Origin of the sequence: Mesorhizobium sp. M0676, from assembly GCF_040320535.1 — a bacterium.
In the GTDB taxonomy this organism is placed as follows: domain Bacteria; phylum Pseudomonadota; class Alphaproteobacteria; order Rhizobiales; family Rhizobiaceae; genus Mesorhizobium.
Window position 1 is genome coordinate 60,269 of sequence record NZ_JAMYPU010000011.1, and the last position, 20,368, is coordinate 80,636.

The window sequence follows — 20,368 nt, forward strand, 5'->3', positions numbered from 1 at the left end:
GGGGCTAAAGTCGCCAACATCATCCACAAGGAAGTCTGGCGGAGCGCTTTCTCCGACCCGGACAAGAAGGGATGATTGCGCGGCGCCGGGCTGACGAGATAGCGGCCGCGCTTTCCGCCGACGGCCTCATCCTGCGCGGCGGCTTCAATTTCGCAACAAGCGAAACGCCGCCGCATGGCCCTTCAGTTGCCCCCGCCAAATCCGTGCTGTTGGTGGGGCAGGCGGGAGCGGCACCCTGGCCGCATTTCCTGCGCTGGCGCGACCGGCAACCGCAAACCATTGCTAATCCGCTCGACACATGGTCGCGCGCAGTGATCGGTGCGGTGGCGGAGAAATTCGGCGCGCGCGCCGTTTCGCCTTCGGACAGACCTTATCTGCCGTTCCAGCAATGGGCGATGCGAGCGGAGGGGCTGAGACCGTCGCCGCTGGGCATCCTGATGCATCCGCAGTACGGGCTCTGGCATGCCTATCGCGGCGCGTTGCTGTTCGAGGATGAGATCGCGCTTCCTGAACGTCGCGAAGCGATTCACCTTTGCGACGCCTGTGTTGCAAAACCTTGCCTGAAATCCTGTCCGGTTGACGCCTATTCCGCGGATGGTTTCGCTCATCGGGCTTGCCTGGCGCATGTGCGGGGATCGAAGGGCGAACCATGCCGCGGCGGCGGCTGCCTCGACCGCAACGCCTGTCCGTATGGCACGGCCCATCGCTATCCGCCTGAGGTTCAGGCCTTTCACATGACGGCGTTTGCGGGCCTGTAGCCGGGTCGAAAGCCCGCACAAAGTGTGAACGGGATTGTCAGGGGACGGCTTGCCCTGACAATGCCTGCTTATATGTATCGCACGACAATCAACGGGGCGCGCCATGGCGAAGCAGGACATTGAGATAAAAACCGAGGACGGCGTAGCGAAAGCCGGGCTGTTCCGTTCGACGACCCCTTCCCCGTCCAGGGCCGGTGTCATTCTCTATATGGACGCCTTCGGTCCGCGACCGGCGCTCAACGCAATGGCGGAGCGGCTGGCTGGCGAGGGCTGTGCGGTGCTGGTGCCGGATCTTTTCTATCGCAACGCACCCTACGGGCCGTTCGAGCCCAAGACCGCTTTCGTCGTCGAGGAGACCAAGGTCGCGCTGACGGCGTTGGTCCACGGCACGACACAGGACATGACCATCCGCGACAGCAGGGCGTTCCTCGACACGCTTACCGCTGAAGGTGTCACCGGACCGGTCGGTGTCGTCGGTTACTGCATGGGCGGGGCGCGGGCTTTGAATGCGGCTGCAACCTATCCCGATCGCATCCTGGCGGCGGCAAGCTTCCATGGCGGCAATCTGGCCAGCGATGCCGCCGACAGTCCGCACCGCAAGGCTGCAATGATCAAGGCGCGGGTCTATGTCGGAACGTCTGGGGTGGACCGCAGCTTTCCGCCGGAGCAGTCGGCGCGACTGGCCGAGGCGCTGCGCGTGGCGGAAGTCGACCACGTCATCGAAAACTATGCCGGCATGGCGCATGGCTGGTGCGTGTCGGATCACAGCGTGTTCAACGCGGCCGGCGCCGAACGTCATTGGAAGCGATTGACGACGCTGTTCGCCGAGACGCTGATCTAACGAGGCGTTGCCTGAAGTCGCAACGAACGGGTAGAGACTGCACGATTGGCGCGGCCTGTTAAAACAGCGCCAGTCGAGCGGGAACGAACAGCCTGATGCAATCCTATGATGTCGTGGTGATCGGCGCCGGTGCGGCCGGAATGATGTGCGCCATCGAGGCCGGCAAGCGCGGCCGCTCGGTCCTGGTGCTCGATCACGCGGCAAAGCCCGGCGAGAAGATCCGCATCTCCGGCGGTGGCCGCTGCAACTTCACCAACATCCATGCGAGCCCGAAGAATTTCATCTCCGGCAATCCGCATTTCTGCATCTCGGCGCTCAGCCGCTACACGCAGCGCGATTTCATCGAGCTCGTCGAACGCCACGGCATTGCCTATCACGAGAAGACGCTGGGACAGCTGTTTTGCGATGGCTCGGCGCGGCTGATCATCGACATGCTGGTCTCTGAAATGCAGGATGGCGGCGTGGAACTGGCGCTGTCGACCGAGGTGAGGAACGTCAGCAAGGCCGCGGACGGTTTTGTGCTGACGCTCTCCACTGGCAGCGTCGCCTGCAGCTCGTTGGTCGTGGCTTGCGGCGGCAAATCGATCCCCAAAATGGGCGCGTCCGGTTTCGGCTACGAGCTTGCGGCGCAGTTCGGCCTGGCGGTGGTGGAGACACGGCCGGCGCTGGTGCCGCTTACCTTCGACGCAAGAACGCTGGAGCGGCTGGCGCCCTTGGCCGGCAATGCCGTCGATGCCGAAGTCGCCTGCGGCAAGACGCGGTTTTCAGAAGCGATGCTGTTTACGCATCGCGGCTTGAGCGGGCCTTCCATCCTGCAGATCTCGTCCTATTGGCGCGAGGGCGACGAGATCCGCATCGCCATGCTGCCGGGGATGGATGTGGCGGAACTGCTTCGCGCCGCCCGGCGCGTCAACGGCAGGCAAGCGGTGCAGACGGTGCTGGCAAACCATTTGCCGAAGCGCCTTGCGCAAGCGGTCGCCGAGCGTAGCGGGATCGATGGCAATCTCGCCGATTTGACAGACCTGCAAATGAAAACCGTCGAAGCCGCCGTCAACGACTGGCGCATCAAGCCGGCGGGTTCCGAGGGTTACCGCACGGCGGAAGTGACGCTTGGCGGTGTCGATACCAACGGGCTCGATCAGAAGACGATGCAGGCGAAATCCGTGCCGGGGCTGTTTTTCATCGGCGAAGTCGTCGATGTCACGGGCTGGCTGGGCGGCTATAATTTTCAGTGGGCTTGGTCGTCCGGCTGGGCCTCGGGCCAGGTGTGCTGATATTCAGGTGAGGCCGGCCTGCAAACGACGGCTTTCTGTGCTTCCGGTGCTCGCGTACCAAAAGTACGCTCCGCTCCGGTTCTCGAAATCCGTCGTTTTAGGCTCGGCCTGACCTGAATCTCAGCGCACCTGTTGCGCGTGCATCCGTCGCCTCGGAAAAAAATCTTTCCATAACCCCAAGGATTGGCCATTAGCCTTCGTCCAACAGGCAAATGATGGCGATGATGCTGGATGAAAGCGAAGCCTCCGACGCCGAATTGATCGGGCGGGCGAAGGGCGGAGACAGGGGCGCCTTCGGCAAATTGCTGGAGCGGCACTACGACTTCGTCTATCGCGCCGCCTATCGCTGGTGCGGAAAAAAGGCCGATGCCGAAGACATCGCCCAGGAGGTCTGTGTCCGTCTCGGCAAGGCGATCTGCGACTATCGCGGCGGCGGCGCGTTCACGACATGGCTCTATTCCGTGACGCTGAACGCGGCGCGCGACATGATGCGCAAGACCACGCGCGAAAACGTCAAGACCGAGGCTTTCGGCGCCTACAGCATGATTTCGGGAGAGGCCTCGGCCGAGCCCGAAGATCCCTCTGAGGCGCTCTGGGCAGCGGTGCGGCAATTGCCGGACAAGCAGCGCGATGCAGTACTTCTGGTCTATGGCGAAGGGTTGAGCCATGCGGCCGCCGCCGAGGCGATGGCAATCTCGGAGACGACAGTTTCCTGGCACATCCATGAAGCGAAGAAACGGCTGAAGACGCTCATGCGTTCAGCCGGGGAAGTGTGACCATGGTCGACGACAACGAACTCAACAGGCTGCACGATGCAGCAATACCGGCGCCGGGCGAGAGCGCGAAGGCACGCGCCTTCGAAGCCGCCATGCGCGCTTATGATCAGGAAAATATTTCTGCCGTCACCCAAGGATCGGTTGGCAGGCTTCGTCTCACAGAGCGAGCACAAAAGCTCTGGAGCGAGATCATGCAAAAGAAACTCATCGCCACGCCAGCCATTGCCGGGCTCGTCGCCCTGCCGATCGCCGGATACGCCACCTTCCACATGCTGAGGGAACAGCCGTCGCCGTTCGGTAACGACGAGAAGATCACCGAGACGCTGGCCGACAAGCCGGCAACCAGTGGGCCGGCAACCAGTGGGCCGGCAACCAACGCGCCGTTAAAGGAAAAGCAGGCGCCCGAAGGCGACAAGAAGGCCGACGCCGATGTGCGAAGCCGCGACACCACTACGCCGCCGGCACCGCCGAAGCCCGAATCGACCGTTGCTGTCGCCCCGGCGCAGCAGGATGCGCTGGGACGCGGCGTGTTGGCCGAGCCTGCGCCGGTTGAGAGCCGCGAGTTTTCGCTTGACGGCACCGCTGCCCCGGCCGGCACAGCGCGGGTCGACCGCATGGCGGGTGCTGGTGAGTCCAAGTACCTGGCGCAGCCCTCGACCATGCCGGCGGACCAAATTGCGCCGCAGGAGCCAAACCGCGACCGCGTCGAGGATTTCAAGACCAATCCGGTGCATGCAGCGCTTCAGGATCCGGTCTCGACCTTCTCGATCGACGTCGACACCGCCTCCTATTCCTTCGTGCGCGGTTCGCTGAAGCAGGGCTACCTGCCGCAAGCCGATACGGTGCGCGTCGAGGAGATGGTCAATTACTTCCCCTATGACTGGAAGGGTCCGGACTCCGCGTCGACGCCGTTCAACTCGACCGTCAGCGTCATGCCGACGCCGTGGAACGGGCACACCAAGCTGATGCACGTCGCCATCAAGGGTTTCGACATCAAGCCGGTCGAGCAGCCCAAGGCCAATCTGGTGTTCCTGATCGACGTGTCGGGTTCGATGGACGAGCCGGACAAACTGCCGCTGCTCAAGTCAGCGTTCCGGCTGCTGGTCAGCAAGCTCAAGGCGGACGACACCATCTCGATCGTCACCTATGCCGGTGACGCCGGCACCGTGTTGATGCCGACCAAGGTCACCGAGAAGGACAAGATCCTCAACGCCATCGACAATCTGTCGCCCGGCGGCTCGACGGCCGGCGAGGCGGGCATCAAGGAAGCCTACAAGCTTGCCCAGCAGTCCTTCGTCAAGGATGGCATCAACCGTGTGATGCTGGCCACGGACGGCGACTTCAATGTCGGCCAGACCGATGACGACGATCTGAAGCGGCTGATCGAGCAGGAGCGCAAGACCGGCGTCTTCCTGTCGGTGTTCGGCTTTGGACGCGGCAATCTGAACGACCAGATGATGCAGACCATCGCCCAGAACGGCAACGGCACCGCCGCCTATATCGACACGCTGGCCGAGGCCGAGAAGGTTCTGGTCGAGGATGCCTCCTCGACGCTGTTCACCATCGCCAAGGACGTCAAGATCCAGGTCGAGTTCAATCCGGACAAGGTCTCGGAGTACCGGCTGATCGGCTATGAAACCCGCGCCTTGAACCGCGAGGACTTCAACAATGACCGCGTCGATGCCGGCGATATCGGCTCCGGTCATTCGGTGACCGCCATCTACGAGATCACGCCGAAGGGCAGTGGCGGCGAGCAGATGGATCCGCTGCGCTACGGCCAGGCCGCGGTCGACAATGGCGGCGTCGCCAACGCCGACGAATATGCCTTCGTGAAAATCCGCTACAAGCTGCCGAACGAAGACGTCTCGAAGCTGATCACCACGCTGGTGACGTCGGCCAACGAGGTCGCGTCCTTCGACCAGGCCAGCACCGACCAGCGTTTCTCCGTCGCTGTCGCCGCCTTCGGCCAGAAGCTGCGCGACGAGGATGCGACCGCGAAGTTCGGCTACGACAAGATCATGGAGATTGCCACCGCCGCCCGAGGAGCCGACCCGTTTGGGTACAGGTCCGAGTTCCTTTCGCTTGTGCGCCTTGCCTCGGCGCTCGGCGGTAACCGGTAGTGGCAATACAGCCGGTTCCTTTCAGACGGGGGTCGTTCTGATACGGGGAACCGGCTACGGGCGGGTGAGGCAGGCCGGCGGGGGAAACCCTGCCGGCCTTTTTTTCGGATCGATTGATCCGAAGCGCACAGATGATCCGCCTGATCGTTAAATTGCGCAGCTTTTCCGGAACGTCATCGCAATGCCCTGCTATTATTGCATGGGGTCGGGACTGGGCTTGGGGAGCCGGGAATTGCAGATCATGAACATTGGAAACACGACGCCGGCGGTGAGACACACGCAGGCGTCGGGAACGCTGTCGCCAGAATCCAGGCGCATCATGGATGACGTCGACGCAGCCCGGAATACCGCAAAGTCGGCGCTGACCAATGACCGCTTTCGCGTCATGCTGGAGCAGATCGGCAATCCGCAGTCGTCGGGTGACCTGGTGACGATGAATGAAAGCGCCGACAGCACCGCCCTGGATTTCAAGACGGCGCTATCGCGTTACGCTGAAAACAGCGAATAAGTTCGATATCAGGCCCGGGTGCGGCGGCGTTCGCGGCGGGCTTCGCTGGTCTCGGCGGTGTTTTCCGTCGCCACCTTGTTGCGCATCGGACCGATGCGCTCGACGATCGCCGCGACGGTCGGGCGTTCGGATTTGGTGTGCGCGTCGAGCGCCTTGCGCATGGCGGCAAGGTGCTGGAACGACGTGCCGCAGCAGCCACCGATGATCTTCGCGCCGCCATCCACCGCCAGCCGGACATAGTCGGCCATCAGCTCCGGCGTGCCGGAATAATGGATCTCGGTGCCACGAAATTCGGGAATGCCGCAATTGCCCTTGACGATCACCGTCGCTTCCGGCTTCGCCTCGGTCATGTCGAGCAGCGAGGCCAGGATGTCGGAGGCGCCGACACCGCAATTGGCGCCGACACCGAGCGGTGTCTCTGAAAGTCCGTCGACGACGCCGTGGATATCCCTGGGCAGCAGGCCCATCATGGTGCGGCCGGCAGTGTCGAACGAACCGGTATAGGTGTAGGGCAGGCCGACGCGGATGGCGGCCTCCGCCGCGGCGCGGATTTCGTCCGGCGCAGACATGGTCTCGATCCAGGCGACTTCGGCGCCGCCTTCCTTCAAGCCTTCGATCTGTTCGGCGAAGGCCTCGACCGCCTCGTCATAGGTCATGGCGCCGAGCGGCACCAGCAACTCGCCGGTCGGCCCGACCGAGCCGGCCACGATGACTTTTCTGCCGGCCTTGTCGGCGACCGCGCGGGCAATCTCGGCAGCGCGCTTGTTCAGCGCATGCACACGGTCCTGCGCATGGTGCAGCTTCAGCCGGTGGCGGGTGCCGCCGAACGAGTTGGTGAGAATGATATCGGCGCCGACGTCGACGAAATTCTGGTGCAGGCTGGTGATGGTGTCGGGCGCTGTCTCGTTCAGCAACTCCGGCGCTTCGCCGGCCTCCAGACCCATGGCGAACAGATTGGTGCCGGTGGCGCCATCGGCGAGCAGCACGCCCTTTTCGGCCAGCAGAGCATCGATGGGATTGTTCGCGGTCATCGGATCGACTTTCAGATATTTGAATGGAATAAGGATATAAAGAAGTCTTTATGTCCAGTCAATGTGTTTGCGACCGGCAATTGCCGCGCGGCGCACCTTTCCGGGGCGTTGGGGATCAGGCAGAACCCGATGGAAATGACGCGCCGGCCAGATTGCGCGCGTAGGCGGCGGCCTCATGCGGGTTGATGTCGGCGGCCCGGATCAGATTGTCGAAATGCTGGGTCAGCGCTTGGACCGGCTGGGTGGCGTTCAGCACGACATACATGTCGCCGACATAGATGGCGGCGCGATAAGGGCCGAAGATGGTCAGCGGGATGGAATAGCGCATGCGGCCGTCATAGAGGAACAGGCGGAAGGTGGGGTAGAGATCGTCAAGCAGCGTCGCCATATGGGCAAGCTGCTGCCGGCGGTCAGCCTCGGGAAAGCGGTCCCAGACGCCCAGGCCGCGGGCAAAGATCTCAAGCGTATGGCGCGGCATGCAGACCTCCATGTCGGTCTCAGGGCGCCGGTTGTACTCGATGCGGTACTGCGTCTCGCTGGCCTGCGCCAGACGGCTGCGGTTGGTGATGTTGGCTTCGTAGTCGACCAGCTGGCGTGTGCGCAGGAGATCGGGAATGCCGGCCGGCACATAGCGGATCTTGGTGCCTGCGGCCTCGGCGAACCATTTGGCGAGCAGCGTGCGGTCGAAGCCGTCGGGCGCCTCTTCGATCTCCAGGCTTTCGCGGATTTCGCCGGTGACGCCTTCATCCTGGGAGAGGCCGAGCAGCCAGTCCAGCGAGATCTTGAATTCGGCGGCGATGTTGAGCAGCGTTTCGGCACGTGGCAGGCGCGTCGAGGCGCCGGACATCAGTTGCGACAGCGCCGACCGGTCGATGCCGACTGCTGACGCGAAAGCTGACTGGTTGAGATCGGACCGTGTCAGGAGCAGCTTCAGGCGCTCCCGGAAGATTGCCGAAAGGTCCCGTTTGTCCACTGTTCGTTCTCCGCACTCTCTTAGGAAAAATTTGCGCCCGAGCCGTCGAATCAGCACTTCCAGCGTAAATGAATCCGTAGGGTTGTTTACAATGTATAACATCTGCGGTCAAAAATGCGCAATCGCAACATTTTGCACACTTTGTCTCGTTGAGCGGAATCGCTTCTCCTGACACTATGCTGTCAGGAACCAATTCCGGCGACTGAGGGACAGTGGTCGATAGCATGACAGGCAAGCGCATCAAGCGACGCGACGCAGCGGCCATCGAGTGGCCGACCGTGGTCCTCGCTTTCTTCTGTTACGGAATGTGGCTCGCTGCCGGGCTCCTGCTCTGGCCCTCTTATCCGGTCCTGGCACTTCTTCTCCTCGGCTTCATCCTGGCCTTGCAGTCGTCGATCATGCACGAAGTGCTGCATGGCCATCCGACGCGCAGCGCGCTCATCAACGAAGCCTTCGTCTTCCTGCCGATCGGCGTGGTCTGGCCGTTCCGTCGCTTCAAGACGCTCCATTTGCGCCACCACGCCGACGAGCGCCTGACCGATCCGCTCGACGATCCCGAGAGCTATTACCAGGCGTTGTGGATGCATGACGATCTGCCGCCGACGATGAAATTCCTGCTCAAGATCAACAACACCATGGCCGGCCGTTTCTTTCTCGGCCCCTGGCTGTCCTGCATCGGTTTCTTCGTCGACGACGCCAGGCATGTGATTGCCGGCGATAAGATGATCGGCAAGGCATGGCTGCTGCATGCGATCGGCCTCGCCATCGTGGTGCCGATCGTGCAGTTCGGCTTCGGCATTCCGGTATGGCTCTACATTCTGGTGCCGGTCTGGCTCGGCCAGTCGCTGATCGCGGTCCGGACTTTCGCCGAACATCAGTGGTCCGAGCACCCTGAAGGACGCACGGTGATCATCGAGCGCTCGCCGCTGTCGTTCCTGTTCCTCAACAACAATCTGCACTTCGTTCACCACAAGACCCCGACCGTTGCCTGGTACAGGCTGCCAAAACTGTTTGCCGACCGCCGCGACGAGTGGCTGCGGATGAACAATGGCTACGCCTATCCGAACTATTTCGCACTGATCAAGGCCTACGCCTTCAAGGCCAAGGAGCCGATCGTGCACCCGGTGCTGCGCCGCCAGGCCGAGCCGGGCAGGGCGTTCAAGCCGCGCATCAGGGCGCGCAGCATCAGCGGGCTTGGCAGCGCGCCGGTTCCGGCCGAGCCGCCGAAGGAATAATCCCCGGACTTCCCGAACCCGTGTCGGCCAATTCTGATTGGACGCCGCGTTTTTGCGATCCTTTCCCGAGCCATGATGATTGAGTGTCGGCATGAGTGATTTGGTTGCGGCATTGCCGATGTATGACTGGCCTGAAGTGCGCGGCGAGGTCGACGCGCAATGGGCAGCGTTGCGCGATGCTTTTCGGCACAAGGGCGTCGATGGGCCGCAGACAATCGTGCGCCGCAATGGCGACCTGCCGCCGGTGCCGGGCGGTATCCACGACGCCGAGGGCAGACTGATCGCGCCCGATCCGGCGACACTGCCGCCGGACGAACTCGACCATCACCAGCTTTGGCTGCATCCGGCGCTGCTGTTCGCGCAGACCTGCTGGGGGCCGATGGAACTCGGCCTGAGCAAGCATGTGCAGGTGGTCGGCCAGCCGAGCTACGACGCTTACGAGGGCGGCGAAGGCGAACTCTATTCGAGCGCGCTGGTGATGCGGACGGGCGAGGGACCGGAGGTTCGCTCGCCCGCGGATGGCAAAGCCTTGCTGCCGCTCGATCTGATGCGTGGCAAGTGTTTTACCTACAACAGCCTCGATTCGATGTCGGGCATCATCGCGCTGACGCGCGACCTGCAGGCCGCCGGCGAGAGCATGGATATGTTTCCCTCGCGCAGCGAGAGCGGTGGCCATCGCGGCTCGATCGTCGCGGTCGCCGAGGGCAAGGCGGATATAGCTGCCATCGACTGTGAGAGCTGGGCGCTGGCGCAGCGTTTCGAGCCTGCGGCAAACGCCGTGAAGGTCGTCGGCTGGACGGCAAGGCGCAAAGGCCTGCCCTACATCACCGCCAGGACGACGCCGGAAAAGACGCTCATGGCTCTGCGCGAGGCGCTTGCCGGATCAGCCGAGCAGCCTCGCATCCAACGGGTAGGTTGAAAGCTGCTCGTTACCGGTCTCGGTGATCAGGATCTGTTCCTCGATCTTGACGCCCTCATGGTCGCCGAGACGGCCGATATAGCTTTCCACGCACAGGACCATTCCCGGCTCCAGCACGCCATCGGGCGTGTCCGGCGTCCAGTCGCTGGCATGTGGCAGGGTTGGATACTCGTCGGCGAGGCCGACGCCGTGATAGAGCACGCCGTAGCGCGCCGGGAAGCAATCTCCCGGCGGCACCACGGAGCGTTCGACCAGGTCGCGAAAGGACATGCCGGGCTGCATCAATTGCGTGTTGTGGGCGATCTGGTCGGCGGCAATGCGGAACAGGTCGCGCTGCTCGTTCGACGGCCTGGCGTCACCGCAAAGCCAGGTGCGCGAGAGATCGGCGCAGAAGCCGTAGGGGCCGATCAGGTCGGTGTCGAAGGCGACGAGGTCGCCTTCCTCGATCACGCGCGATGAGCATTCCTGGAACCACGGATTGGTGCGCGGCCCCGAGGCCAGCAGCCGGGTCTCGATCCATTCGCCGCCGCGCGCAATGTTGCCGCGGTGGAGTTCGGCCCACAATTCGTTTTCGGAAATGCCCGGCTTCAACGCCGCTTCCATCTCGCCCATCGCCGCCTCGCAGGCGACGATGGCGCGGCGCATGGCGAGGATCTCGTCCGGCGATTTGATCAGCCGCGCATTTTCCATCACCGCTTCGCCATTGCCGATCGAAATGCCGAGCCGGGCGAGTTCCTCGACGCCTTCCGGGTTGATGTGGTCGACCGCAATGCGGCTGTTGCCGCCGCCATGCTCCTTGACCAGATCGGCGATGCCGGCCGCCCAGCGGCGGACTTTGTGCTCGGTCAGCTCGCCGCCATAGAGATACATCCACGACACTGCCGGCCGCACCTCGTCGACGACGCCGGAATGATCGGACAGATGCTCGCAGGAGAAATAGTCGAACAGCACCACGGGTCCCTCAGTGGCGACGAAGCAGTGGCGGGTCGGATTGTGCGCGACCCACAGCTGCATGTTGGTCGAATCGGTGGCGTAGCGGATGTTGACGGGGTCGTAGAGCAGCGCGCCGGCGTAGTTTCGGCGCCTCAGTTCGGCGCGGAGGCGCTCGAGCCGGTATTTGCCCATCGCGGCAAGATCGGGCGCGGCGATGCCTGCCGCTTGCCATTCGGCTTCAGCCAGCGCGCCATAGCCCAGCAGATGCTGGTTCAGCGACGCCGCCTTCTGGCGCGATGTTTCGCGCAAGGCTTCGACGGAGCCGGGCTCGAACGGCATGATCTTGCGGTGACGGCCGAACCCTTGTTTCTCCACCCGACGCCTCCCTGCCGACTTACTGTGGCGCTGCGCCCGCGGCCGCTTTCTTCAGCCGCGTGACCGTCAGCGTGCGGGTGGGCGGCTCGCTGTCGAACAGCATCGGAACGACCAACTGCTGCGGCGAGCCGTCAGCGACATAGCCGGCCTCGCTCAAGGCCCGCAGGATGCCCTCGGGAGGTTCCTTGTCATTGGCCATCACGAGCACCGCCGGCTCGATCAGCAAATGGCCGAAGTCCGGCATCTCGTCGTCGAGCACGACCAGATCGGGATCGACAAGACGCAGATTTCCCACCCAGTGCCAGCTCGATATCGCCGTGCGAACCGGACCGTTTGCCGTCAGCTGGCCATAGAGCGACTGGTAGTCGACACGCACGATGCTGCCGCGGCTGTCGCCGCCATTGAGGTGCGTGTACCAGGTCACCGGCAGCACGAGGATGGCAAGCGTTGCGCCGACAAACACGACGACGTCCTGCACCTTCCTTCCCTTGTCGCCTCTGGCATCCATCCGCAAGGCCAGCGCGACCGGCAGCAACACAAGAATGGGAAGCATCCAGCGATCGCGAAATTGCGTCGTCCCGCTCGCCAGGACGAGCACGATGGTCATCGCCAGGGCAAAAGCAATGGTGCGCCACACCAGTTTCTCGGTCCATGGCGCCGGTTGCAGCGCGGGCGCCGGCTTTTTCCATGCGATGAGCAAAGCCGCGACGAATATGCCGGCCGGCAACACGGCGAAATACAGGATAGCCTTGCCCAGTCCGCGCATTCCGTAGAATGCGGTTTGTATGGCGCTTTCTCCTCTGCCCATGCCGAAGCCGCCGCTGTGCGACAGCAACTGGTCGGTGTAGGTCAGGTTCCAGTAGAGCGTCGGCAGGCAAAGCAGCACCGCCACGACAAGGCTGATCGAAAACCGGCGGTTGAGGATGACGCCGCGCGTTTCGCGCAGCGACAGGGTGGACAGGATCAGCGCGCCGAGAAAGATCGCGTTGTTGTATTTCGACAGGATGGCGGCGGCCATCGCCACGCCAAACAGCACATAGGTGGCCAGCGAACGCCGCTGCACCAGTTCAACGAGCGCAAGAAACAGCACCACTGAAAAACAGAAAGCGGCGATCGAGTGGGTGAGGGCGTGCTGCATCTCCCACACCATCTGCGGAAACAACAGCAGGCCGAACAATGCGGCGGCGCCAGCGCGGCTGGAATAGCCCAGGCGGCGGACAGCGATGAAAACCGACGCCAGCGCCGCTCCGATCAGCAGGTACTTCACGATCTTGAGCGCCAGGATGTTCGTTCCGACCACGACGGCGACGAGGCGGGCAAGCCAGGTGTAGAGCGGCGGCTGCGAGCCGCCATAGCCAGCCCAGAGGTAGCGCATGTACATCAGCTGTTCGGAATCGTCTACGCCGACACCGGTTCCCACGACATGGGACAGCAGCGCCATCACCACGATCTGGACGACGCAATAGACCGCGACGCAGACCAGTGCGGCGTTGAAGGGACCGACCTTGCCTTCGCCGAGCCAGTCCGTCCATTTCTCTAGATACTGCAAGGGGATCGTCTTCTCATCGAGGGAAAATGCCTGCGGCCAACTGCCGAAGGCCCCTTACACGATCTCACGCTCCCTGTCGCCTTTTCAGGTCCGCATCTTCTCGCCGCTGGGGTCGAAGGGCGCCTCGACATTGATGCGCGCCGGACGCCGGTGGCCGAGGATCTCGATCTCGAACAGTCCGGCACTTTCGTCCTCGGCGAGTGCCGCCGGCACATAGCCCTGCGCCATCGATTTCTGCACATAGTGCGCGTAACCGCCCGAGGTGACCCAGCCGACCACGCGCCAGTCGCCGTCGACGATGCCGCGCACGGCGGAAGCGCCTTCGGCAGCCTTCGAGCCACGCACTTCCTTGCCCGCCATGTCGAAGCGCGGCGCGCCATAGCCATGCGGCTTTTCCACCGTGCCATAGTCCTTGCCGACCTTGGCCCAGATCGGCTCGTCGCCCATGACATCGGCGTCGGCCGCATCGATGATGAAGGAGACACGGCGCAGTTTCGGTCCTTCCGCCTGTTCCTTGGCGGCGGCCTCGCGGCCGATGAAGTCGTTCTTCTCCAGCTTGATGAAGCGGTCCATCCCGCCTTCGAACGGGCCGTAGATCGGCCGCAGCTCGCGGTACCAGGTCGGGAAGTTCTTCTCCAGGCGCATGGAGAGCAAAGCGCGCATGCCGAAATCGACGAGGCCGAACTCCTCGCCGGCGTCCTTGATCGCCTTGTAGACCAGGCGCTCATAGGCCGGCGCCATCCAGATTTCATAGCCGAGATCACCGGTATAGGTGATGCGGTTGACCATGCAGGGCGCGCCCCCGACCGCCATTTCGCGGAAATCCATGAAGCGAAACGCCTTGGTCGAGATGTCGACATCGACCAGCTTCTGCAAGAGATCGCGCGATTTCGGCCCGGCGATCGACAGGCCGACGAGCGTCTGATCGAAGCGGTGGATGCGCACCGAACCATCCTTCGGCAGGTGCTTTTCGAACCAGCGCATGTGGTACTTCTGCGCGGCGGACGAACCCCAGATCATAAATCTGTCTTCGCCTGCCTTGGCGATGGTGAAGTCGCCGATCAGCTTGCCGAACTCGTTGATCATCGGCGTCAGCACGATGCGGCCGATCTTCGGCATGCGGTTGGTCATCAGCCGGTTGAGGAAATCCTCAGCCGCAGGTCCCGACACTTCGTATTTGGCGAAGTTGGCGATTTCGGTGACGCCGACGCGTTCGCGCGTGGCGCGCACTTCCTCGCCGATAGGACCGAAATCGTTTGAGCGGTGGAAGGAGACGACGTCCTTCGGCTCCTTGCCCTTCGGCGCGAACCACAGCGGGGTCTCCAGGCCCCAGCTATCGCCCATGACGGCGTTGTTGGCGAGCATCGTGTCATAGAGCGGCGTCGTCTGCGCCGGACGCGCAGCCGGCAGCTCTTCATTGGGGAAGCGGATGGAGAAGCGGCGCGAATAGTTTTCGCGCACCTTTGCGTTGGTGTAGCGCAGGCCGGCCCACTCGCCGAAGCGGGCGACATCCATGCCCCAGACGTCGAAGCCGGGATCGCCATGCACCATCCAGTTGGACAGCGCGAGGCCGACGCCGCCGCCCTGGCTGAAGCCGGCCATGACGGCGCAGGCGCACCAGAAATTGGTCAGACCCTGCACCGGCCCGACCAGCGGATTTCCGTCGAGCGCGAAGGTGAAGGGGCCGTTGATGATCTGCTTGATGCCGGCTTTCTCGATGCCGGGGAAATGCTTGAAGCCGATCTCCAGCGACGGCGCGATGCGGTCGAGGTCGGGCGGCAGCAGTTCATGGCCGAAATCCCACGGCGTGTTGACCGGCGACCATGGCTTGCAGGCCTTTTCATAGGTGCCGAGCAGGATGCCGTTGCGCTCTTGTCGGGTGTAGATCTCGCCCTTGAAGTCGAGCACGCCGATCATCTCGCGGCCGGTCGATTTGTTGAACTCTTCGACCTCGGGCATCGGCTCGGTGAGCAGGTACATGTGCTCCATGGCCAGCACCGGCAGTTCGACGCCGACCATGCGGCCGATCTCGCGCGCCCACAGGCCGCCGCAGTTGACGACATGCTCGGCGTGGACGGTGCCCTGTTCGGTGACGACGTTCCAGGTGCCGTCAACTTCCTGCGTCAAGTCGACGACGCGGTTGCGCAGCACGATCTCGGCGCCCAGCTTCTTGGCCGCCTTGGAGTAGGCGATCGTCGTGCCGGAGGGATCGAGATGGCCTTCGACCGGATCCCACATGGCGCCGACGAAATTGGTCTCGTCCATCAGCGGGAACATCGCCTTGGCTTCGGAGGGCGTGATCAGCTCGGTGTCCATGCCGAGATAGCGGCCCTTGGCGTGGGCCAGGCGCAGAAAATCCATGCGCTCGGGCGTATCGGCCATCATCACGCCGCCGGTCAGATGCAGCGAGCAGGACTGGCCGGAGATTTCCTCGATCTCCTTGTAGAGCTGCACCGTATAGGCCTGCAGTTTGGCGACGTTGGGATCGCCGTTCAGCGTGTGGAAGCCGCCGGCTGCGTGCCAGGACGAGCCGGAGGTGAGCTCGGACCGCTCGATCAGCATGATGTCGGTCCAGCCGGCCTTGGCCAGGTGATAGAGCACCGAGCAGCCAACGACGCCGCCGCCAATGACAACCGCTTTTACATGAGATTTCATGAGAGATAGGTCCGTTTTTGCGTAAATTGAATCAGGTGTGTCGGTTGGCAGGATGCCGCCAGTTGCTTGCCGATCAAAAATCGGTCGGCGCGCCGCCTTCGGCCGTGCGCTTTTCGACGAAGTCGTTGAGCTCTTCACGGATCGCCGGGTCCATATAGGGTTCCTCGTAGGATGCCAGCCGCTCCTTCCAGACCTTGTTGGCCTTTTCCAGCGCGGTCGGCGATCCGGCTTCGGCCCAGGTCTCGAAATTGCGCCAGTCGGAGAGGATGGGCGAGTAGAAGGCTGTCTTGTAGCGGTCCTGCGTGTGCTGGGTGCCGAAGAAATGGCCGCCGGGGCCGACCGACTGGATGGCGTCGAAGCCGAGCGCTTCGTCGGACAGGTCGAGCGGGGTGAGGAACTCGGCCACCATCTGCAACAGGTCGATGTCCAGCATGGTCTTCTCGTAGGAACAGCGCAGGCCGCCTTCGAGCCAGCCGGCGCCGTGCATCATCAGATTGCCGCCGCCCTGGATGGCGCCCCACAGCGAGAACACACTTTCATAGGCTGCCTGCGCGTCGACGGTGTTGGCGGCGCAGGTATTGGAGGTGCGGTAGGGGATCTTGTAACGGCGGGCAAGCTGGCCGCCGACAAGCTGCGCCTTCATATATTCAGGCGTGCCGAAGGCCGGCGAGCCCGACTTCATGTCGACATTCGAGGTGAAGCCGCCATAGCCAACCGGCGCGCCCTTTCTCACCATCTGGGCAAAGGCGATGCCGGACAGCGCCTCGGCATTTTGCTGCACCAGCGCACCGGCGATGGTCACCGGCGCCATCGCGCCGGACAGGGTGAAGGGCGTGATGACGACGACCTGACCCTTGCTCGACATCTGGATGATGCCTTCCATCATCGGCACATCCAGTTTCAGCGGCGAATTGGTGTTGATGATGGTGAAGACGGACGGCTCTTCGAGCATCTGCTCATGGCTGATGCCGCGGGCGATCCTGGCGATCTCGATGCCATCGACATTGCGCTCCTTGCCGAGCGAATAGATGTGGAACACCTTGTCGGTCAGCGTGGCGAGGTCGCGGATGCATTCGAGGTGGCGCACGGAAGGATGGATGTCGGTCGGCTCGACCGGATAACCGCCGGTGCAGTTCAGGATGTTGTGCATCTGCGCCAGGCGCAGGAAGTTGCGGTAGTCCTGCTGGTTGCCCGGACGGCGGCCGCGATCGAGGTCGGAGCAGTTCGGTGCCGACGCCATCATCGACAGGATCACATTGTTGCCGCCGAAGCGCACATTGTGCGCCGGGTTGCGGGCATGGAGCGTGAATTCCGACGGGCAGTTGGAGATGAGATCGAGGATCATGTCGCTGTCGAAGCGCACGCGCTCGCTGCCCTCGCGGACATCGGCGCCATTTTCCTTCATGATGCGGCGCGCTTCGTCATGCAGCACGTCGACGCCTATTTCCCTCAAGACGCGCAGCGAGGCGAGGTGGATCGATTCCAGCTCGTCGTCAGAGACCAGCTTGGTCGGCGTTAGCGGATTTCTCAGTTGCCGAAAAGCCGGCTGTTCGAAGGCGGCCGAGCCGCCGGCGCGCTTGCCCGCACGGCCACCGCGACGGGCGCGGTCGGTTGCCAAAGGCGGTTCGGCTGGGTGCAGGGCGGCGGTCATGATGGTCCTCGTACGATGCTGGTAGCGGGCGGCATAATGGACCGGCGGCTGTCCGGCCATTGCGGAGGCGGCGACCACTAGGACGAGGGAAGCGACATGCCCGAACGGCAGTCCGACAGCTGACAACCTTGCCGGGATTGGCGGACAGGACGCGCCCACTGCGGCTCTTGGCGCAAGGGGATTTCAGGCGCGGCCCTTCCTTTCCCTAAATCGAACCGCTAGCTCAGTGGTTTGCCGCTGGATGGGCCGGCAATTCATGTGGAAGGCATCATGGCTGCGACCGGTTCGAGCGATGGCGAAGCGGGGACGCAATGGGCAGCGCTTGCCGGCGTAACTGCCGCCCTCGCGATGTTCGGTGCGGCGCAAGGGCTGAGCTCGCCGCTGTTTACGCTGCTTATGCAGAAGCAAGGCATGTCGCCGGCGCTGATCGGCTTGTCGGCAGCGATGATGCCGCTTGGCCTGATCCTTTCGGCCTCGTTCGTGCCGGCAGCCGTTCGGCTGGTCGGCGCGCGCAACCTGGCTGTGGGTTGCTCATTGATTGGGGCGCTGTGCTTCCTCGGCATCGGCTACCTGCAGGACTGGGTGGGCTGGTTCGTCATCCGCTTCATTATCGGTATCGTCATCAACCCGCTCTATATACTGGGCGAAGTATGGGCGCTGTCGCTGGCGCCGCCGTCGCGCCGCGGCAGGGTGATGGGGGCATTCAACACCGTGCTGGGCGCTGGCTATGCTGCGGGGCCTTTGGTCCTGACCGCGGTAGGGATATCGGGCTGGGTTCCTTTCCTGGTCGGCATGGCCGGCTTCATCCTGTGCGCCGCGATCCTTCGTGCTGTTTCGTCAAGCCTCGCCGGCTTCGAGGATGACGGCCAATTGCCCGGCGGCTTTTTCGGTTTCGCCAGGCTGGCGCCGGCGCTGTTGTTTGCCGTGCTGGTTTCAGCGGCGGTCCAGCAGGGCACCTACGCATTGATGCCGGTCTTCGGTGCTGCCTATGGCCTGCCCGAAAGGACGCTGGCGGCCCTGGTGATGGCACTGTCGCTGGGAAACATCTTCCTGCAAATCCCGCTCGGCCTGCTTGCCGAGCGTTTCGGCGGGCGGGCGATGATCATCTTCTGTGCGTTGGCGACAACGGCCTGCGCGGTTTTGCTGCCGTTGTTGATCACGACGCCGGCGATCTGGCTCGTCCTTCTCGTCATGGGAGCGCTCGGCTATGGCGTCTACACCATGGCGCTGGTGGAGCTCGGCAGCCGCTTCAAGGGAACCGTGCTGGTCGCCGGTAACGCCGCCTTTGCCTTGATGTGGGGCGCCGGCGGCATTGTCGGCCCGCCCGGCGCCGGTGCGCTGATGCAGGTCATCGGTCCGCTCGGCCTGCCGGTGGTGATCGCCGGACTCGACGCGCTGCTGGTGAGCTTCGCGCTCTACCGATCGTTCAAGCGCCAAAACTCCTGACGGCCCAAAACTCCTGACGGCCCAAAACTCCTGACAGGCCAAAAACTCCTGACAGGCCTTGTCTGGAGCAAACGGTTTTTCCCAGGGCGGGGCTTACCCGCGTCGGACAGAAAAGCTAGTCCTGAGCCTGGTTTAGGTGCCAATGATGAACCTGGCGGAAGCTGACAACGAGAAGATGCAGTGGGCGGCGATCAGCGGCGTGATCGCGACCGTCTCGGTGTTCGCCATCGCGCAAGGCCTGTCCTATCCGTTGCTGAGCTTCATCCTGCAACGCCAAGGCGTTTCGCCGGCCATCATCGGGCTCTCGGCGGCAATGACGCCGATCGGCTTCATCGTCTCGTCGCCGCTGATCCCGGCACTGGCGCGCCGGTTCGGCGCAGGGCGCACCGCGCTTACCTGCGCGGCGCTTTCGGCTATTGTGCTTGCGCTGATCGGCTGGACGCAGAATGTCTATCTGTGGTTTCCGCTGCGCTTCTTGATCGGCGTGGTGACCAATCCGCTCTATGTCTTGAGCGAAATCTGGGTCATCGCACTGGCGCCGCCATCGCGCTGCGGTCGCGTCATGGGTGTCTATCAACCATCATCTCGGCCGGCTTCGCTGCCGGGCCGCTCTGCCTGCTCGCTGTCGGCACCGTGGGATGGCCGCCATTCCTGGTGGGGATCGCCGCCTTCATCCTTTGCGGCGCCTGCCTGGGGCTGGTGCTGCCGCGACTGCCGAAGGTCGACGAAGCCGGGCGCAGGGTTTCGGTCATGGGCTTCATGCCACTGGCATGGCTACTGCTGTCGGCGGTGGTCGTTGCCGCCGGTTTCGAACAGGGCGTGCTGGCGCTGCTGCCGGTCTACGGCACGCACCATGGCATCGCGGAAGCGCGCATGTCGGCGCTGCTGTCGGTGATGATCGCAGGAACATCGCCATGCAGGTGCCGCTCGGCTTGCTGGCGGAACGGCTGACGGCGCGGCTGGTGCGATTCATCTGCGTCGTGGTGACGGTGCTGGGCTGCGCCCTGTTGCCGCTGCTCATCGAGACGCCGCTGATCTGGCCTTGCGTCTTTATCTGGGGCGCGGTCTCCTATGGCATCTACACCATGTCGATCATCGAGCTCGGCGAGCGCTTTACCGGCTCGGCGCTGGTCGCCGGCAATGCCGCCTTCTCCCTGATGTGGGGCATCGGCGGCATCGTGGTGCCGCCGCTGGCGGGTGGCGTCATGGATGTGATCGGCGCCTCCGGCCTGCCGATCACGCTGGGCACGATTTGTCTGGCATTGGCTGTGGCCACGGTCCTGCGCCGGCGGATGGTTTGAGGTCGCATTCCCCCGATGACCTG

15 protein-coding genes and 1 pseudogene are annotated in these 20,368 nt (G+C 63.4%); 10 read left to right on the forward strand and 6 right to left on the reverse strand.

Annotated features, from left to right (window positions below; translation table 11 throughout):
- The first annotated feature begins 71 nt into the window (after nucleotides 1-71).
- The 6 genes from NKI35_RS14355 to NKI35_RS14380 all read left to right on the forward strand — a co-directional run bounded on the left by NKI35_RS14355 (nucleotide 72) and on the right by NKI35_RS14380 (nucleotide 6,277).
- Entirely contained in the window at nucleotides 72-758 is a 687-nt protein-coding gene (locus tag NKI35_RS14355; protein ID WP_352740513.1) for a hypothetical protein, read from the forward strand.
- Between the two features lie 103 nt (nucleotides 759-861).
- A complete protein-coding gene (locus tag NKI35_RS14360) occupies nucleotides 862-1,599 on the forward strand; it encodes a dienelactone hydrolase family protein (RefSeq protein WP_352740515.1) in 738 nt (245 codons plus the stop codon).
- Nucleotides 1,600-1,694: 95 nt separating this feature from the next.
- Complete coding sequence (locus NKI35_RS14365; RefSeq protein ID WP_352740517.1) at nucleotides 1,695-2,873, forward strand: BaiN/RdsA family NAD(P)/FAD-dependent oxidoreductase; 1,179 nt, start codon at nucleotides 1,695-1,697, stop codon at nucleotides 2,871-2,873.
- A 215-nt stretch (nucleotides 2,874-3,088) separates the two neighbouring features.
- A complete protein-coding gene (locus NKI35_RS14370) occupies nucleotides 3,089-3,649 on the forward strand; it encodes an RNA polymerase sigma factor (RefSeq protein ID WP_352740519.1) in 561 nt (186 codons plus the stop codon).
- A gap of 2 nt (nucleotides 3,650-3,651) precedes the next feature.
- Nucleotides 3,652-5,769, forward strand: a complete 2,118-nt coding sequence (locus NKI35_RS14375) for a vWA domain-containing protein (protein ID WP_352740521.1) — start codon at nucleotides 3,652-3,654, stop codon at nucleotides 5,767-5,769.
- A 241-nt stretch (nucleotides 5,770-6,010) separates the two neighbouring features.
- A complete protein-coding gene (locus NKI35_RS14380; RefSeq protein ID WP_023753429.1) occupies nucleotides 6,011-6,277 on the forward strand; it encodes a hypothetical protein in 267 nt (88 codons plus the stop codon).
- Nucleotides 6,278-6,285: 8 nt separating this feature from the next.
- Here the strand turns inward: NKI35_RS14380 and bmt are convergent, their stop codons facing one another.
- Nucleotides 6,286-7,308 (reverse strand): betaine--homocysteine S-methyltransferase, encoded by a 1,023-nt coding sequence (bmt, locus tag NKI35_RS14385; RefSeq protein WP_352740523.1) that lies wholly within the window; start codon nucleotides 7,306-7,308, stop codon nucleotides 6,286-6,288.
- Between the two features lie 115 nt (nucleotides 7,309-7,423).
- Complete coding sequence (locus NKI35_RS14390; RefSeq protein WP_023681768.1) at nucleotides 7,424-8,281, reverse strand: helix-turn-helix domain-containing protein; 858 nt, start codon at nucleotides 8,279-8,281, stop codon at nucleotides 7,424-7,426.
- Between the two features lie 224 nt (nucleotides 8,282-8,505).
- On the opposite strand from NKI35_RS14390, the gene NKI35_RS14395 reads away from it, so the two are divergent.
- Nucleotides 8,506-9,516: a fatty acid desaturase gene (locus tag NKI35_RS14395; protein ID WP_352740525.1), complete on the forward strand. Its 1,011-nt coding sequence runs from the start codon at nucleotides 8,506-8,508 to the stop codon at nucleotides 9,514-9,516.
- A gap of 91 nt (nucleotides 9,517-9,607) precedes the next feature.
- The gene (locus NKI35_RS14400) at nucleotides 9,608-10,435 is read left to right on the forward strand and encodes a phosphate/phosphite/phosphonate ABC transporter substrate-binding protein (RefSeq protein WP_352740527.1); all 828 of its coding nucleotides are present in this window, start codon (nucleotides 9,608-9,610) and stop codon (nucleotides 10,433-10,435) included.
- Here the strand turns inward: NKI35_RS14400 and NKI35_RS14405 are convergent.
- The 4 genes from NKI35_RS14405 to NKI35_RS14420 form a co-directional block, all read right to left on the reverse strand.
- Nucleotides 10,400-11,707, reverse strand: coding sequence for a M24 family metallopeptidase (locus NKI35_RS14405; RefSeq protein WP_352740661.1), 1,308 nt, complete (start codon nucleotides 11,705-11,707; stop codon nucleotides 10,400-10,402). The genes NKI35_RS14400 and NKI35_RS14405 overlap by 36 nt on opposite strands.
- Nucleotides 11,708-11,762: 55 nt before the next feature.
- A complete protein-coding gene (locus tag NKI35_RS14410) occupies nucleotides 11,763-13,292 on the reverse strand; it encodes an ArnT family glycosyltransferase (RefSeq protein ID WP_352740529.1) in 1,530 nt (509 codons plus the stop codon).
- A gap of 84 nt (nucleotides 13,293-13,376) precedes the next feature.
- On the reverse strand, nucleotides 13,377-15,947 hold the full coding sequence (locus NKI35_RS14415; RefSeq protein WP_023688129.1) for a GcvT family protein: 2,571 nt from the start codon (nucleotides 15,945-15,947) through the stop codon (nucleotides 13,377-13,379).
- Between the two features lie 73 nt (nucleotides 15,948-16,020).
- On the reverse strand, nucleotides 16,021-17,598 hold the full coding sequence (locus tag NKI35_RS14420) for a trimethylamine methyltransferase family protein (protein ID WP_352740531.1): 1,578 nt from the start codon (nucleotides 17,596-17,598) through the stop codon (nucleotides 16,021-16,023).
- A 270-nt stretch (nucleotides 17,599-17,868) separates the two neighbouring features.
- Between NKI35_RS14420 and NKI35_RS14425 the strand changes: the two genes are divergently transcribed.
- Together NKI35_RS14425 and NKI35_RS14430 are read left to right on the forward strand one after the other, a co-directional pair.
- Entirely contained in the window at nucleotides 17,869-19,044 is a 1,176-nt protein-coding gene (locus NKI35_RS14425) for an MFS transporter (protein ID WP_352740533.1), read from the forward strand.
- A 142-nt stretch (nucleotides 19,045-19,186) separates the two neighbouring features.
- Nucleotides 19,187-20,345, forward strand: a pseudogene (locus tag NKI35_RS14430) (MFS transporter).
- Nucleotides 20,346-20,368 lie beyond the last annotated feature (23 nt).